At 72.3% G+C, this 14,783-nt stretch carries 14 protein-coding genes; 6 read left to right on the top strand and 8 right to left on the bottom strand.

The genetic code is table 11. The features are described 5' to 3' along the window. Nucleotides 1-161 precede the first annotated feature (161 nt). A complete protein-coding gene (locus tag AB0B63_RS12315; RefSeq protein WP_357017469.1) occupies nucleotides 162-326 on the top strand; it encodes a hypothetical protein in 165 nt (54 codons plus the stop codon). A 60-nt stretch (nucleotides 327-386) separates the two neighbouring features. Here AB0B63_RS12315 and AB0B63_RS12310 read toward each other — a convergent pair whose 3' ends face one another. After that, the gene (locus AB0B63_RS12310; RefSeq protein WP_357017466.1) at nucleotides 387-1,409 is read right to left on the bottom strand and encodes a glycoside hydrolase family 43 protein; all 1,023 of its coding nucleotides are present in this window, start codon (nucleotides 1,407-1,409) and stop codon (nucleotides 387-389) included. Nucleotides 1,410-1,629: 220 nt separating this feature from the next. On the opposite strand from AB0B63_RS12310, the gene AB0B63_RS12305 reads away from it, so the two are divergent. Both AB0B63_RS12305 and AB0B63_RS12300 read left to right on the top strand, forming a co-directional pair. Continuing rightward, nucleotides 1,630-2,502 (top strand): endonuclease/exonuclease/phosphatase family protein, encoded by an 873-nt coding sequence (locus AB0B63_RS12305; RefSeq protein ID WP_208566174.1) that lies wholly within the window; start codon nucleotides 1,630-1,632, stop codon nucleotides 2,500-2,502. A gap of 130 nt (nucleotides 2,503-2,632) precedes the next feature. Continuing rightward, entirely contained in the window at nucleotides 2,633-4,177 is a 1,545-nt protein-coding gene (locus tag AB0B63_RS12300) for an NAD(P)-binding domain-containing protein (RefSeq protein ID WP_357017463.1), read from the top strand. Here AB0B63_RS12300 and AB0B63_RS12295 read toward each other — a convergent pair. From AB0B63_RS12295 to AB0B63_RS12275, 5 genes are all read right to left on the bottom strand, one after another. Further along, on the bottom strand, nucleotides 4,161-4,760 hold the full coding sequence (locus AB0B63_RS12295) for a nitroreductase family protein (RefSeq protein WP_357017660.1): 600 nt from the start codon (nucleotides 4,758-4,760) through the stop codon (nucleotides 4,161-4,163). The two genes, AB0B63_RS12300 and AB0B63_RS12295, sit on opposite strands and share 17 nt — an antisense overlap. Nucleotides 4,761-4,937: 177 nt before the next feature. Next, nucleotides 4,938-6,086, bottom strand: a complete 1,149-nt coding sequence (locus AB0B63_RS12290; protein WP_357017461.1) for a glutamate--cysteine ligase — start codon at nucleotides 6,084-6,086, stop codon at nucleotides 4,938-4,940. A 74-nt stretch (nucleotides 6,087-6,160) separates the two neighbouring features. Then, complete coding sequence (locus AB0B63_RS12285) at nucleotides 6,161-7,297, bottom strand: M20 family metallopeptidase (protein WP_357017457.1); 1,137 nt, start codon at nucleotides 7,295-7,297, stop codon at nucleotides 6,161-6,163. A 77-nt stretch (nucleotides 7,298-7,374) separates the two neighbouring features. Further along, nucleotides 7,375-8,628, bottom strand: a complete 1,254-nt coding sequence (locus AB0B63_RS12280) for a DUF6596 domain-containing protein (RefSeq protein ID WP_357017454.1) — start codon at nucleotides 8,626-8,628, stop codon at nucleotides 7,375-7,377. Between the two features lie 9 nt (nucleotides 8,629-8,637). Beyond that, the gene (locus AB0B63_RS12275) at nucleotides 8,638-9,039 is read right to left on the bottom strand and encodes a YciI family protein (protein WP_208566168.1); all 402 of its coding nucleotides are present in this window, start codon (nucleotides 9,037-9,039) and stop codon (nucleotides 8,638-8,640) included. Nucleotides 9,040-9,181: 142 nt separating this feature from the next. Here AB0B63_RS12275 and AB0B63_RS12270 point away from each other — a divergent pair, with 142 nt between their 5' ends. The 3 genes from AB0B63_RS12270 to AB0B63_RS12260 all read left to right on the top strand — a co-directional run bounded on the left by AB0B63_RS12270 (nucleotide 9,182) and on the right by AB0B63_RS12260 (nucleotide 11,040). Then, nucleotides 9,182-9,388 (top strand): hypothetical protein, encoded by a 207-nt coding sequence (locus AB0B63_RS12270; protein ID WP_208566167.1) that lies wholly within the window; start codon nucleotides 9,182-9,184, stop codon nucleotides 9,386-9,388. Nucleotides 9,389-9,505: 117 nt separating this feature from the next. After that, nucleotides 9,506-10,273 (top strand): neutral zinc metallopeptidase, encoded by a 768-nt coding sequence (locus tag AB0B63_RS12265; RefSeq protein WP_307799064.1) that lies wholly within the window; start codon nucleotides 9,506-9,508, stop codon nucleotides 10,271-10,273. Nucleotides 10,274-10,392: 119 nt separating this feature from the next. Next, nucleotides 10,393-11,040, top strand: coding sequence for an HAD family phosphatase (locus AB0B63_RS12260; protein WP_357017449.1), 648 nt, complete (start codon nucleotides 10,393-10,395; stop codon nucleotides 11,038-11,040). A gap of 116 nt (nucleotides 11,041-11,156) precedes the next feature. Here the strand turns inward: AB0B63_RS12260 and AB0B63_RS12255 are convergent, their stop codons facing one another. Beyond that, nucleotides 11,157-13,709 carry an FtsX-like permease family protein gene (locus AB0B63_RS12255; protein ID WP_357017446.1) on the bottom strand — a complete coding sequence of 851 codons (2,553 nt, stop codon included), beginning with the start codon at nucleotides 13,707-13,709 and terminating at the stop codon, nucleotides 11,157-11,159. Further along, a complete protein-coding gene (locus AB0B63_RS12250) occupies nucleotides 13,709-14,476 on the bottom strand; it encodes an ABC transporter ATP-binding protein (RefSeq protein ID WP_357017443.1) in 768 nt (255 codons plus the stop codon). The genes AB0B63_RS12255 and AB0B63_RS12250 overlap by 1 nt, the downstream gene beginning before the upstream one ends. Nucleotides 14,477-14,783 lie beyond the last annotated feature (307 nt).

Here is a 14,783-nt window from a genome sequence, read left to right as displayed (position 1 = left end):
GTCCCGGTGCGGCGGCTACGGCCGGGAAGCGGGACCGGGCGGGTGACGGCGTTCGGTTCGTGGTGCCATAATCGTGATGGTGCCCGTGGATGTCACCCGGGCCCGGGGGGCGCCTCCGCACCGCGCGGACGGCGGGGACCGACCCCCCCCCGGAGGCCACAGTGGAATCCCCCTCCCTCGCCGACCTCGCCGACCTCGCCGACCTCGCCGACCTCGTCGACCTCGTCGACGGGCTGCTGCAACTGGGTGCTGCGGCGCTCAGCCTCGCCGCCGCCGTCGTGGTCGCCCGGACCGGCCGCCGGTCGGGCCGACAGCGCGACGACTGAGCCGGTCTCGGCGGGGGCCGGTCCGCATCGACAGGGCGACCGCTGCGGCCGTCGGACGGCTCAGAGGAACGCCCCGACGCGCGGGGTGGCGCCGTCCCAGCGGAAGATCGCCGCGTACAGCGCGCGGCGGGCGTTGGCGGGCAGCGAGCCGTCGGCCTGTTGCCGGCACGGGGTGGTGCCGGCGCAGACCCAACCGTGCAGGAAGAGCCGCTGCTCGTCGTCGACCAGGGCCGGGACGAGGTCCGCGCCTCCCGGGCCGCAGATCCCGGTGCCGGACGTGGTGAGCAACGAATGCTCGGTCCTGCCGTGGAAGTCCCACCGGTCGGTGGAGGTGAGATAGACGGTGGCGTAGCTGCAGTTGTCGTAGCCGTACCGGGAGGCGAACAGCACGTACGTGGAGCCCCGCTGCCGCAGCACCGGGTTCTCGATGATGCCGGCGTTGCGGACCAGCTCACCACTGGCGTTGCCGACCCAGCGGGTGCCCGTGTCGTCGAGCCGCAGCATCCGGATCGACGACGGGGTCTGCTGCGTCTTGTAGAGCACGAACCGCTTGCCGTCGGCGTCCTCGAACGGGGACGGGTCGATCACGCCGGCGGCGGCGACCGGCCGTCCCGCCACCGCGTCGTCCGCTCCGTGCGCGCCACCCGGGCAGATCAGCGGCGCGACACCCACCGGCGTGTACGTCCCGTCGACGGTGTCGGAGGTCGCGGCCCCGATGCACCGCTGTCCGTTCTTGCCCTTGGCGGGCGCCGAGTAGTAGAGCACCCATCCGGTGGCGGTACGGACCGCGTCGGGGGCCCATACCGCGCCGTTCTCGGCCCAGTCCGGGACCGATCCGAGGGTCGTGCCGAGGGCGCTCCACGGCCCGGACGCGGTCTCGCCCCGGTAGGCCGGGGCCCGGGTGCCGGTGGCGAACACGACGAAGGTGTCGTTGTGCCGCACCACGCCGGGGTCGGCGATCCCGCCCGAGGGGGCGTACACCGGTTGCGGGGTGGCCGCTGCGGCGGGTGCGGCGGCGGTGCCGGCGACGAGCGCGACCACGACGGCGATCAGCGACGGTCGCCAGGTCGTTCGTGGATGCATGGTGTCTCCGGGTGCGACAGGCGGGTGGAGGACGGCGTCCGGGCCGGTGTCGGGCGGGCCCCTGCGCCACTCCGTCGGCAAGATCGGCAATTCATTCCGGACAATGTGGTTCCGTTGTCCGGGTGGTGAAACTAAGCTACGGTGCCGGAAGAAAGCAAGACGGTATTCTTCATCGCCGGATCGCGTTGCGCCGGTTGTCGGGACTCAGGAGAGGACCACCATGTCACGCGGAAAACTCTGGTCGGCGCGCGGGGCGGGTGCCCTCGTCGGCGCGGCGGTGCTGCTGGTGAGCCTGGTGCCGGCGACCCCCGCCGCCGCGAACTCCACCTTCCAGGCGGCGACCCTGAACATCCTCAACGAGCTGAACCAGGCCGACTTCGTCCACGACCTGGAACTGATCACCGCGAAGGCGGACCTGGTCGGGCTCAACGAGGTCGGCAACCGCAAGGCGTACCTGCAGAACTGGGCGGCGGACAACGGCTGGTGGCTGTACGCGCCCGAGCCGACGCAGGCGGCCAACGAGGCGCTGCTGGCCAAAAAGAGCGTGTTCGACGTGCTCGACAAGGGGTCGAACTTCGTGTGCGACACCAACGGGCCCGGCGAGGTGCCGCCGGCCCGCTACAACAACTGGGTCCGCTACCGGCACAAGGCGACCGGGCGCAGCGTCTACCACCTCAACGCGCACGCCAACGCGAGCATCGAGAACAACGGCCGGCCCGAGGACCTGCCCCGGACCGCCTGCGCCGAGCAGCAGTTCCAGGCCCTGAAGAACCTGGCGGCCGCCAAGAAGGACTCCGGCCAGGTCATCGTCAGCGGTGACCTGAACGTCGACTTCAGCGCCGACCGGGCGTACGGGTACCAGAAGTTCCCCTGGAAGGTGTTCGAGGCCAACGAGCTGCCGAACCTGCGGTCCTGCTACAACCTGTACGGCGAGAAGGGGAACGGGACGCACGGCAACCGGCACATCGACTACATCTACTTCTGGAAGCGCGTCGAGGAACACCGCGAGATGTGGATGACCGACTACAACATCGTCAGCGGCACCAACTCCGACCACAATGGCGTGGTGGCGGCGTTCACCATCTCGTCGTAGCCTCCGGCCCGGCGACCCCCGCCGGGTGCCCACCGGCGCACCGCCGTCGATTCCGACCGTCGACCATTGACACATCTCGTGGTCCACTCCATCGTCGGGGGAACCGTCCCCGCGTCGAAGGGTTCACCTGATGGTCGACACCACGCACACGTACGTCATCGTCGGAGCCGGGCCCGCCGGCCTGCAGCTGAGCTACTACCTTCAGCAGCAGGGTGCCGACTACCTGACGCTCGAGCGCGGCGCCGAGCCCGGTGGCTTCTTCCGGCGGTTCCCGCGCCACCGTCGGCTGATCTCGCTCAACAAGGTGCACACCGACAGCACCGACCCCGAGATCCGGTTGCGGTGGGACTGGAACTCGTTGCTCAACGACGACCCGGAGCTGCTGTTCCCGAAGTTCAGCCAGGAGTACCTGCCGGCGGCGGACGACCTGGTGAGCTATCTCGCCGAGTTCCAACGGGTCCACCAGCTCCGGGTCCGCTACGGCACCACGGTCGAGCAGATCAGCCGCGACGACGAGGGGTTCGTCGTACGCACCGACCGGGGGGTCGTGCGGGCGCGCTGCCTGATCGTGGCGACCGGCTGGGGGCGGCCGTTCGTGCCGGACATCAAGGGCATCGAGTACGCCACCGGCTACGAGGAGATGGACGTCGACCCCGACCGGTACGCCGGCAAGCGGGTCCTGATCATCGGTAAGGGCAACTCCGCGTTCGAGACCGCCTCGGCGATCCTGGGCAAGGCGTCGATGGTGCACCTGGCCAGCCGGCAGCCGCTGCGGCTGGCCTGGAACACCAAGCACCCCGGTGACGTCCGGGGCCAGTACGGCGCGATCCTCGACAGCTACCAGTTCAAGACGCTGCACTCGGTGCTCGACTGCACCATCGACGAGATCCGGCCGGTCGACGGAAGGTTCCAGGTCGCCATCACCTACACCCACGCCCAGGGGGAGACCGCCGAGCTGGATTACCACGAGGTGCTGCGCTGCACCGGGTTCCGGATGGACACCTCCCTGTTCGACGCCTCCTGTGCCCCGGACATGGTGCGGGACGGTCGGATGCCCGGCCTGCGTCCTGACTGGCAGTCGAGCAACGTCGACGACCTGTACTTCGCCGGCACCATCGCGCAGGCGCGGGACGTGAAGCACGCCTCGTCGCCGTTCATCGACGGGTTCCGGTACAACCTGCGGACCTTCACCCGGCTGCTGCGCGAGCGCTACGACGACGTGCCGGTGCCGGTGGCCACCACGCCGGGGGAGCCGGCGGCGCTGACCAAGGTGATGCTCGACCGGGTCAACTGGAGTTCGGCGCTGTGGACCCAGTTCGAGTACCTCTGCGACGTGTTCGTCCGCGACGACGCCACCGGCGACTTCCGGCACTACGAGGACCTGCCGGAGGACTACGCCGTGCAGCGGTTCGCCGCCGCGTCGCACCTCTACACCCTCGCCCTGCGCTGGGGTCGCGACGACTACGGCGACGTCTTCGCCATCGACCGGCACCCCACGCCGGACCGGGCCCGGGAGAGCGCCTTCATCCACCCGGTGATCCGGCGGTACCGCCACGGGGAGCTGGTGGCCGAGCAGCACCTGTTGGAGGATCTGCTGGCCGAGTGGCGGCGGCCGGACCGGCACGTCGACCCGCTCGTCGAGTTCCTGACCGGGGACCTCACTGGCGGATCATGATCTCGTCGAGCGGCTTGCGGGCCAGGTCGGGGACCCGGGCGTCCGGGGCCGGGTACCCGACCGGCAGCACCAGGTTGGGGCGTTCCTCCGGCGGGCGCTCGCACACCTCGTTGAGGAACCGCATCGGGCTGGGCGTGTGGGTCAGGGTGACCAGGCCCGCGTGGTGCAACGCGGAGATCAGCAGGCCGACCGCGATGCCGACGGACTCCTTGACGTAGTACGGCTTGGGGCTGTGCGGCCCCTGGTGCACCTCGAACACGACGATGACGGCGGGTGCGGTCTCCAGGAACGGCTTCTCCCAGTCGGTGCCGAGCTGGGCGATCGCCCCCAGCCACTCCTGTGGCGCGCGGCGCTGGTAGAAGTCGCGTTCCTCGGCCTCGGCCGCCTCACGTAGCCGGCGCTTGCGGGCCGGGTCGGTCAGCACGACGAACCGCCACGGCTGCACGTTGGCCCCGCTGGGGGCGGTCGACGCGGCCCGGACCGCCGCCTCGATCACCCCCTCGGGTATCGGGTCGGGCGCGAAGTCGCGTACCGAACGGCGGCCGGCCATCCGGTCGGCGAACGCCTCCGCCGCGCGGAGCATGTCCGCCGCCGGCCGGCGTTCGTGTCGGATCGGGACGGTGGGTAGCAGGACCGTGTCGGCCATCTGTCGCCTCCCTGCGATAACCGACCCGCCGGGCACCACGCAGCAAGTTCCACAGTGGACGCCACGCCCGTGGGGCGGCTGCTCCCAGCATTTCCGAGGCGGGCCGGTTCGTCGTTACGCCACCGTGCTGTCTTGCCGATCGGGCACGTCCGGAGCGGTCGCGGTGACCAGGGCGGCGACCACGTCGGTGAGTCGCCCCCCGGCCGCCGCCGCCCGCTGCCGGGTCGCCCCGTCACCGTCGGCGGCCAGCCCGGCCAGCCACCGCCCGACCCGGGGACCGTCACCGGTTTCCGCCAACGCCGGCCGGGCCAGCTCGACCAGCTGCGCGGCGAGCACCCCGGCGGGCAGCAGCCGCCCGGTGCCCACCTCGACGCCGTGGCCACCCATCCCGTCCCGGGCGGCCCGCCAGTACGCCAGCCGCATCAGGTCCGGGTCGGTGCGGGGGCCCTCGTCGCCCCGGTCGACTGCCGCTCCGGCGACCATCGCCAGGGCCCGGACCAGGGCGGCGAACCCGGCGGACTCGGCGGCGGTGATCGGCATGTCGGCCACCCGGACCTCCAGGGTGGGGTGGCGTGCCGACAGCCGCATGTCCCAGAAGATCGTCCCGGAGTCGACCAGCGCGCCCGCGTCGAGCAGCAGGTCGATGTGGGCGTCGTACTGCTGCGCGGAGGTCACATACGGCGGCGGGCCGGCCACCGGCCAGCGCTGCCAGGTCAGGCTGCGCCAGCTCGCATAACCGGTGTCGCGCTCACGCCAGTAGGGCGAGTTGGCGGTCAACGCCAGCAACACCGGCAGGTGCGGGCGCAGGTGGTTGCCGACCAGCACCGCCCGGTCCCGGTCCGGCTGCTCCACGTGTACGTGCACCGCGCAGATCGCCAGGTCGTCGTGCAACCCCCGGTAGGTGGCGTTGCCCCGGTCCTGGCGTGGCCCCTGGGTGATCGGCGGCGGCACGGCCCGGCCGAGCACCGGGGAGCCGGTGGCGATCACCCGCAGCCCGGCCCGGCCCGCCGCCGCCTGCAACGCCGCCCGGGCCTCGACGAGTTGCGCCCCGATGTCCGCCACCGCGTGGCAGGGATCGGTGCGGGTCTCGATCTGCAGCTCGGTGATCTCGCCACCCACCCGACCGCCGAGCGCCGGGCGGGCCAGGTCGACCACCGTGGCGGCCTCCGGCCTGACCTCGCCCCGCTCGGCGTCGACGACGAGGAACTCCTCCTCGACGCCGAGCAGGGGAATGGTCGACCCCGACCACTGTGCCGTAGTCATGCGCGCGTCCGACCCCTCGCCGTCGGTCGCTCGCCGACAGGGAGCAGCCTACGGCCCGTTCGGCCACATCGTCATCAACGCGCCTCCACCGTGGACAACCGGTCGACCAGTCCGGCCAGCAGGGCGGTCCGCTCCGGCATCCGGTCAAGGTGGACGTACTCGTCGCGGGCATGTGCCCCACCACCCACCGCACCCAGCCCGTCCAGCGTCGGCACCCCCAACGCGGCGGTGAAGTTGCCGTCCGACGCACCCGCCGCGTGCGCCCCGCCCAGGGTCGACAGGCCCAGTCGACCGGCGACCGACTGGGCGACGGCCAGCAGCGGCCGGGCCAGCTCCGGGGGCATCGGATGGCGGCCGATGCGGCCCTCCACCGCCACCGTCGCCTCGGGCAGGAACGGCACCAACCCGTGGATGGCCCGGTCGACGCGTTCGAGTTCGGCACTGGTCCACGCCCGTACGTCGACCGCCAGGCTGGCCAGCTCCGGCACCGTGTTGGTGGTGGTGCCGGCCGCCAACAGCGTCGGGGTGACCGACGTGCCGGCGCTGTGCCCCGCGCCGAGGGCGCGCAGCGTGAGAATCTGGTGGGCGACCTCGACGGTGGCGTTCACCCCCCGCTGGGGCTCCACCCCGGCATGGGCGGCCCGGCCCCGCACGGTCACCCGGTACACCGAGCCCCCCTTGCGGGCCACCTTCACCTCCCCCTGCGGGGTGGCCGCCTCGCAGACCAGCACCGCGTCCGAGCGCCGCGCCTCGCGTTCGATCAACGGCCGGGACGTGCCGGAGCCGCTCTCCTCGTCGCAGGTGAGCAGCACCCCCACCCGGGAGGTGTCGGCCAGCAGGCCCAGTGCGGTGAACATCTGCACGATGCCGGCCTTCATGTCGCACACCCCGGGACCGGTGGCGACGTCCCCGCGTACGGTGAAGGGCCGGGTCCGGACGGTGCCGGCGGGGAAGACCGTGTCGAAGTGACCGAGCAGCAGCACCCGTTGCCGGGCCGCCGGCCACAGCAGGTGCGGCAGCCCGTCCACGACGACCCGTTCGGCGGGCCGGCCGAGCACCTCCTCGCCCCAACCCGCGAGCAGGTCGGCACAGGACTCCAGGCACGGCAGGTCATCGGGGGGCGACTCGGCGGACACCAGGACGCGCAGCCGGTCCACCATCTCGGGGCGGAGTTTCGTCGCAGCGTCGAGCAGATCGCGCGGATGGTCCATCGAGCCCTCCAGCTTCGAAGACGGTGACGGGCCTGGCCAGGCGACCCATCCACCATCGCAGCGTCGCCCGCGCGCGGTCATCCGTTGCCGTGCTCACCGTCGCTGGCGTCGGTCAGCCGCGCCAGCCGGCCGTACAGGTAGCGCTGGCGGGGGAGGTTCGTCGACAGCCGGGCCGCGTGCGCGTACGCCGCCCGGGCCTCGGCGAGGCTGCCGCAGCGTTCCAGCAGGTGGGCGCGGGCGGCGTGCCGGCGGGGGTCGTCGCCGATGCGGGGATCGGCGGCCAGCGCGTCGAGCAGGCGCAGCCCGTCGACGGGACCCCGGGCCATCGCCACCGCCACCGCGTGGTTGAGCGCCACCACCGGGTTGTCCGAGATCCGCATCAGCACCTCGTAGAGGGCCACGATCTGCGCCCAGTCGGTCTCGTCGGCACCCGGTGCCTCGTCGTGCACCGCCGCGATCGCCGCCTGGAGCTGGTACGGCCCGACATCCCCACGCGGCAGCACCGCGCTGACCAGGGCCACCCCCTCGGCGATCTGGTCGCCCCGCCAGCGGCGGCGGTCCTGCTGCGCCATCGGCACCAGCTCACCGTCCGGGCCGACCCGGGCCGGGCCCCGGGCGTCGGTGAGCAGCATCAACGCCAGCAGCCCGGTCACCTCCGGGTCGTCCGGGAGCAACCGGTGCAGCAGCCGGGCCAGCCGGATCGCCTCGGTCGACAGGTCCACCCGGCGCAGCTGCGGGCCGGCGGTGCTCGCGTACCCCTCGTTGAAGACCAGGTAGAGCACCTGCCGGACGGCGTCGAGACGGGCCGGGCGCTCGTCGGCGTCGGGCAGCGCGAACGGCAGCCCGCTGTCGCGGATGCGCTGCTTGGCGCGGGTGATCCGCCGGGTCATGGTGGCCTCGGGCACCAGGAACGCCCGCGCCACCTCGGCGGTGCTCAACCCACCGACGGCGCGCAGGGTCAAGGCGATCTGGGCGGCCGGCGGCAGCGCCGGATGACAGCACAGGAACAACAGGACCAGGCTGTCGTCGAACGGCTCCCGGTGGTCGGCCGCCGGGGCGATCCACCGCTGCGCCCGGCCCTCGTCGTCCTCCCGCCGGCGCCGGGCCTGCCCGGCGCGCAGCAGGTCGGTCAGCCGCCGGGCGGCCACCGTGATCAGCCAACCCCGGGGGTGCTCCGGCAGCCCCTCGACCGGCCAGCGGGTCGCGGCGGCCAGCAGCGCCTCCTGGACGGCGTCCTCGGCGGTGTCGAAGTGGCCGTACCGGCGGACGACCGCGCCGAGGACCTGCGGCGCGAGCACGCGCAGCAGGTCCTCGACGGTGGACGGGCCCACGGGAACGGGTCAGCCGTCCAGGTCGTCGATGCCGTCGGCGACCGGCCGCACGTCGACGTACCCGCCCTCGGCGTCCGGGTCGACGAACCGGGCGGCGATCTCGGTCGCCCGGTCGAAGCTGACACAGTCGACGACGGTGAACCCGGCCAGCACCTCCTGCGTCTCCGGGTACGGCCCGTCGGTGACCACGGGCGTGCCCTGCCGCAGCCGCACCCGGCGGGCGTGCACCGGCGCGGTCAACCCCTGCCCGTCGACCAGCTCACCGGATTCGGCCAGCTCCTGGTGCACCGCCGCCATGTGGGCGTGCATCGCGGCGACCTGCTCCGGCGTCATCGGCGGCTGCGCGCCGGGCCGGCCGGCCATCGCGTCGTAGTCGCGCTGCGAGCCGTACAACATGATCATGTATTTCATGTTCTCTCCTCTCGGCCGGCCGTGGCCCGGCCGGACACCGGAGACGTCGGTGCCGCGGGGCCGATCCGGACACCGGCCCCGAGGCTAACCGCCCACCGGGCGGGGGACGCCCGGATGGCGACGGGTTACCTATCGTGGTGCCATGACGACGATGTGGGTCGCGCTCGGGGCGGCGGCGCTGGTGACGGTCGGCTCGGTCGGCTGGGTCGCGTGGCGCGACCGGGCCCGCACCGCCGGGGCCGAGGACCGGGCCGCCAGGCTGGACGCCCAGGCCAGACAGCACCGGTACGAGGCGGAGCGACACTTCACCCAGGCCGACACGATCCACCGGGGCCAGGAGCACCACTGACCGTCCCGGCCGGGTCGGTCCGGGCCCCCCATGGTCAACGGGACGTCGGCCGGGCATGATCGTTCCACGGTCGGGGTACCACCGGCCGTAGGACCGGGACGCCTTGGGAGGCACACGGTGACGGCAGGCTCGCGACGCCGCTCGCACGGACCACTGGTCGCCGCATTGACGGCGCTGGTGGTGGCGGTCGGCTGTGCTGCCGGCGGGGTGGGGGAGAACGCCCCGCAGGCACCCCGGGAACCGGCCCCACGACAGTCGTCGCGCCCGGCGGCACCGGCCTCTCCCGAGGCGGAGACCACCCGCGCCGACGGCACCACCAGCGTGGCCGAGTTCAAGAGCGACATCGACGACGCCGTCGCCATCGCCGAACGCTACTGGGCCGCCCAGTTCCGGACCTCCGGGCAGCAGTTCCGGCCGATCCGCCGGATCCTGCCCTACCAGCGGGAGGGTGAGATCTCCTGCGGCGGCCAGGCGCTGCCCCGCAACAACGCGGTCTACTGCTCCCAGGGCGACTTCATCGCCTACGACGTCAACTGGTCGGTGGCGGCGTTCCGGCAGGTCGGCGACGCGTTCGTGTTCTACCTGCTGGGCCACGAGTACGCCCACGGCATCCAGATCCGGCTCGGCATCCGCGCCAACTTCACCATCCAACAGGAGCTGCAGGCCGACTGCATGGCCGGGGCGTACCTCGGCGACTCGGTACGCGACGGCACCCTCAAGCTCGACGCCGGCGACCTGGACGAGTTCCGTGAAGGGCTGCTCGCCGTCGGCGACGACCCCGACCAGCCGTGGTTCGCCGAGGGGTCGCACGGCACCGCCGAACAGCGCACCGACTGGTTCTTCCGCGGCTACGAACGGTCCCTGGACGCCTGCAACCTCGGCTGAGGACCACGTCACGTCCGGGTGGTACGGCGGCGCGCGTCCCGGGCCGGGCTGGCAGGATCGCCCGGAGACCACCCGCGACCGCCAGGAGGATTCCGCTGAGCAGCCCACACCCCGCCGCCGTGCTCTTCGACATGGACGGCACCCTGGTCGACAGCGAAAAGCTCTGGGACGTCGCCCTGCACGAGTTGGCCGCCGTCTACGGCGGCACGCTGACCGGCCCGGCCCGTCGGGCGATGATCGGCACCGCGATGGCCGCGTCGATGCGCATCCTCCACGACGACCTCGGTCAACCCGAGCGGGACCCCCAGGCCAGCGCCGAGTGGATCAATGCGCGGATCCTGGAACTGTTCCGCACCGGGCTGCGTTGGCGGCCGGGCGCGTTGACCCTGCTGCGGGCGGTCCGCGCCGCCGGCATCCCCACCGCCCTGGTCACCTCCAGCGGTCGGCCCCTGGTCGAGGTCGCCCTGGACACCCTCGGCCGGGACAGCTTCGACGCCGTGGTCTGCGGCGACGAGGTCGACTCGGCCAAGCCGCACCCCGAGCCGTACCTGACCGCTGCCCGGCTGCTCGACGTGCCGATCGGCCGGTGCGTGGCGATCGAGGACTCGCCGACCGGAGTGGCCAGCGCGCTCGCCGCCGGTGCGGCGGTGCTGGCCGTACCGGCGGAGGTGCCGGTGCCGCCGACCGACGGCGTACACCAGGTGGAGAGCCTCACCGCCGCTGATCTGGAGCTGCTGGCGGCGCTGCTCGGCGAGCCACCCGGCTGAGCCGCCGTCACCCACGGGGTCGGCCGGCCCGGCCGTGACCGGCGGGGCGGGTGGCGCGGGCCGGTCACGACGAAGGGGTCCCGCCGACCGGCGGAACCCCTTCGCGGCGGACGGGATCAGTCGTGCGCGATCGCGCCCAGCACGTTGATCCGGGCCGCCCGCACCGCCGGCAGCACCGCCGCCACCACGCCGATAATCGCCGCCAGCAGCAGGAACAGCCCCATCTGACCCCACGGCAGGATCAGGTCGGTGATGCCGTCGTCCTTGAGCGCCCGGACCACCGCGGCACCGAGACCGACGCCGACCACGATCCCGAGCAGCGCCCCGAAGACCGAGATCACCACCGCCTCCACGGTGATCATCCGCATGGTCTGCGCCCGGCGCAGCCCGATCGCCCGCAGCAGACCCAACTCGCGGGTCCGCTCCAGCACCGACAGGGCCAGGGTGTTCACGATGCCGAGCACCGCGATCACGATTGCCAGCGCCAACAGGATCTGGATCATCGTGAGCAGGCTGTCCAGCGAGCCGGTCTGCTGCTCGATGAACGCGTCCCGGTCGGCCACCGACACCTCGGGGCTGTCCACGAGTAGCGCCTCCACCTGCGGCTGCACGTCCGCCACCCGGGTGCCCGGGGCCAGCTGGATGAACCCCTGGTTGGGCTTCGGGACGGCGAAGTCCTTCACCGCCTGCGGCGGCAACTGCACCGGGCTGGTCAGCTCGGAACTCTCGTAGATGCCGCTGACCGTGTAGGTGCGCGGCTCACCCCGGGAGGCCTGCACCGTCACCGTCGAACCGACCGAGATGTTGCGGGACCTGGCGGCGTCGGAGCTGAACAGCATCTGGTCCGGGCCGAGCCGGCTGATGTCACCGGCGGTCGTCTTGGCCCCGAAGATCCGCTGCAACGCCGTCACGTCGCTGGACGCGGCCAGCCAGGTGACCTTCCCGTCGACCATGCCCATGTCGCCGTACTCGCCGTCGGCCATCTGCACACCGGGCAGCGCCGCCACCTTCGTCAGCACCGCCGGGTCGAAGCTCGCCGGCCGTGGACCGGTCGTCGACCCCGAGATCACCAGCTCGGCCTTGATGGTGTCCTGGGCCAACGCGCCGATGCTGCCCTTCGCCGAGTCCAGGATCACCGTCACCCCGGTCACCAGGGCGATGCCGACCATCAGCGCCGCCGCCGTGATCGCCGTCCGGCGCGGGTTGCGGCCGGAGTTGAGTCGACCCAGCTTGCCCGGCACCGACCAGGCGAAGATCGCCCCCAGCAGGGAGACCACCGGGCGGCTGATCAACGGAGTCAGCAGCGCCACCCCGATGAAGGCGAACAGCACCCCACCCAGGATGACGGCCAGCGTGTTGTCCCCGGCGTTGCCGCTGAGCCCGAGGAACAACAGCACCGCGCCGATCCCGGTGATCACCCCACCGGTCACGGTGATCCGGGTCAGCGGCCGGTCCGGATTGGCCACGTCCTGCATCGCCGCGATCGGCGGGATGCGCGACGCCCGCAGCGCCGGCAGCAGCGCCGCCACCACCGTGATCACCAGACCCACCGCGAAGGAGCCGATCACCGCCGAGGCCGGCACCCCGATGCCGGCCAGCGTCAGCCCTCCGGCCAGGTTGCCGAAGACGTACGCCAGCAGCGCGCCGATGCCGATGCCGGCACCCAACCCCAGCACCGAGGCGATCAGGCCGATCGCCACCGCCTCCAGCACCACCGAACCGATGATCTGCCGGCCGCTGGCCCCGATCGCCCGCATCAACGCCAGCTCCCGGGTCCGCTGCGCCACGATGATCGAGAAGGTGTTCAGGATGAGGAACGTGCCCACCAGCAGCGCGACGGCGGCGAAACCGAGCAGGATCTTGTTGAAGAAGGACAGCCCCTCCTTCAGGCTCGCCGAGGCGTCCGCCGACAACTGCGCGCCGGTCTTGACCTCGAAGCCGTCGCCGAGCGTCCGGGCCACGTCGTCGCGCAACGCCGAGTCGCTGACCCCGTCGGCCGCCCGGACCGTGACGTTGGTGAAGACGTCCCGCTCACCCAACAGCAACCGCTGCGCCACCGGTGTGGTGAAGGCGACCTCGTTGACCCCGCCGATCGAATCCCGGTCACCGCTGTACCCGAAGATCCCCACCAGGGTGAAGGTCTGCTTCGGCGACAGCGGGGTCAGCACCCCGACCCGGTCGCCGACCTTCACCTTGCCCGCCTGCGCCAGCGCCGCGTTGACGACGATCTCGTCGTCCGCCCGGGGCTCGTGCCCCTCGCGCAGCTTCACCAGGTCGCTCTCGCCCTGCCAGTTCGACCCGAGCTGCGGCGGCCCGAACGAGGTGACCACCTTGCCGTTGCTGCCGATCAGCTGGGCCCCGTCGGTGGCGACCACGCCGGTGGCCTCGGCGACCCCGGCGACCGCGCCGATGCGCTGCACCGTCGCCGCCGGCACCGTGGTCGGCACCTGCTCACCCTGCATCTCGCTGAGCGCCACCTTGGGCTTGCCGGCGACGTTGACGTCGATGCCCTCGTACGCGTCGGCGAAGACCGCGTCGAACGACCGCCCCAGGGTGTCGGTGAGCACGAAGGCCCCCGAGACGAACATGACGCCCAGCACCACGGCCAGGCCGGACAACAGCAGGCGCACCTTGCGCGCCAGCAGACTCTTGAGGGTGGCCCGCAACATCAGCCGGCCACCTCGACCGGGGTGTCCAGCTTCTTCATGGTGTCCAGGACCGTGTCGGCGGTCGGCTCGATCAGCTCCGAGACGATCTGCCCGTCGGCCAGGAAGACCACCCGGTCGGCGTACGCGGCGGCGGTCGGGTCGTGGGTGACCATCACGATGGTCTGCCCGTGCTCACGTACCGAGTTGCGCAGGAAGTTGAGCACCTCCGCGCCGGAGCGGGAGTCCAGGTTGCCGGTGGGCTCGTCGGCGAAGATCACCTCGGGGCGGGCGACCAGCGCCCGGGCGCAGGCGACCCGCTGCTGCTGACCCCCGGAGAGCTGCGACGGCCGGTGCCCCAGCCGGTCCCGCAGGCCGACGGTGTCGATGACCGTGTCGTACCAGGCCGGGTCGGGCTTGCGGCCGGCGATCGACATCGGCAGCAGGATGTTCTCCTGGGCGGTGAGCGTGGGCAGCAGGTTGAACTGCTGGAAGATGAAGCCCACCTTGTCCCGGCGCAGCTTCGTCAGGCCAGAGTCACCCAGCCCGGTCACCGTCGTGTCGCCGATCTGCACGGTGCCCTTGCTCACCGAGTCCAACCCGGCCAGGCAGTGCATCAACGTCGACTTGCCGGAGCCCGACGGGCCCATGATCGCGGTGAACCTGCCCCGCTCGAACTCGGCGCTGACCCCGCGGAGCGCGGCGACCTGCGCCTCGCCGGTGCCGTACACCTTCCACACGTCGTTCGCCCGGGCCGCGGCCTGCGAATACCGGCCTACCGTCGCGGTCACGTCATCTACCTCTTCCGTCTGGCTGTGTGTGCCCCCACCGCCCCCGCTGGTCGGTGGGGTCGATCCCATCCTCGGTGCCGGTCGGTGGAGATCCGTCCGACCACGGGGTGACCCGAGGCGGATTTCCCGCTGCGGGTCGGCCCGGAGCCCGACTCAGGGTTGCCCCTGAGGCGACGACCGGTCACTGTTCGTCGCGCCGCCTGCGGCGGTGCCGACGCCGACGCTAAAACCTGACGCCGTGTCATGGTCAACCGCGCCGCGCCGTCTTTCGTCACGGTAGGTGAGCGGGGCAACGCTGCCGTCCGCC

It is taken from the genome of Micromonospora sp. NPDC049081 (genome assembly GCF_040648835.1).
Classification (GTDB): Bacteria; Actinomycetota; Actinomycetes; order Mycobacteriales; family Micromonosporaceae; genus Micromonospora; species Micromonospora antibiotica.
This window is presented reverse-complemented; position numbering and strand designations above follow the sequence as displayed.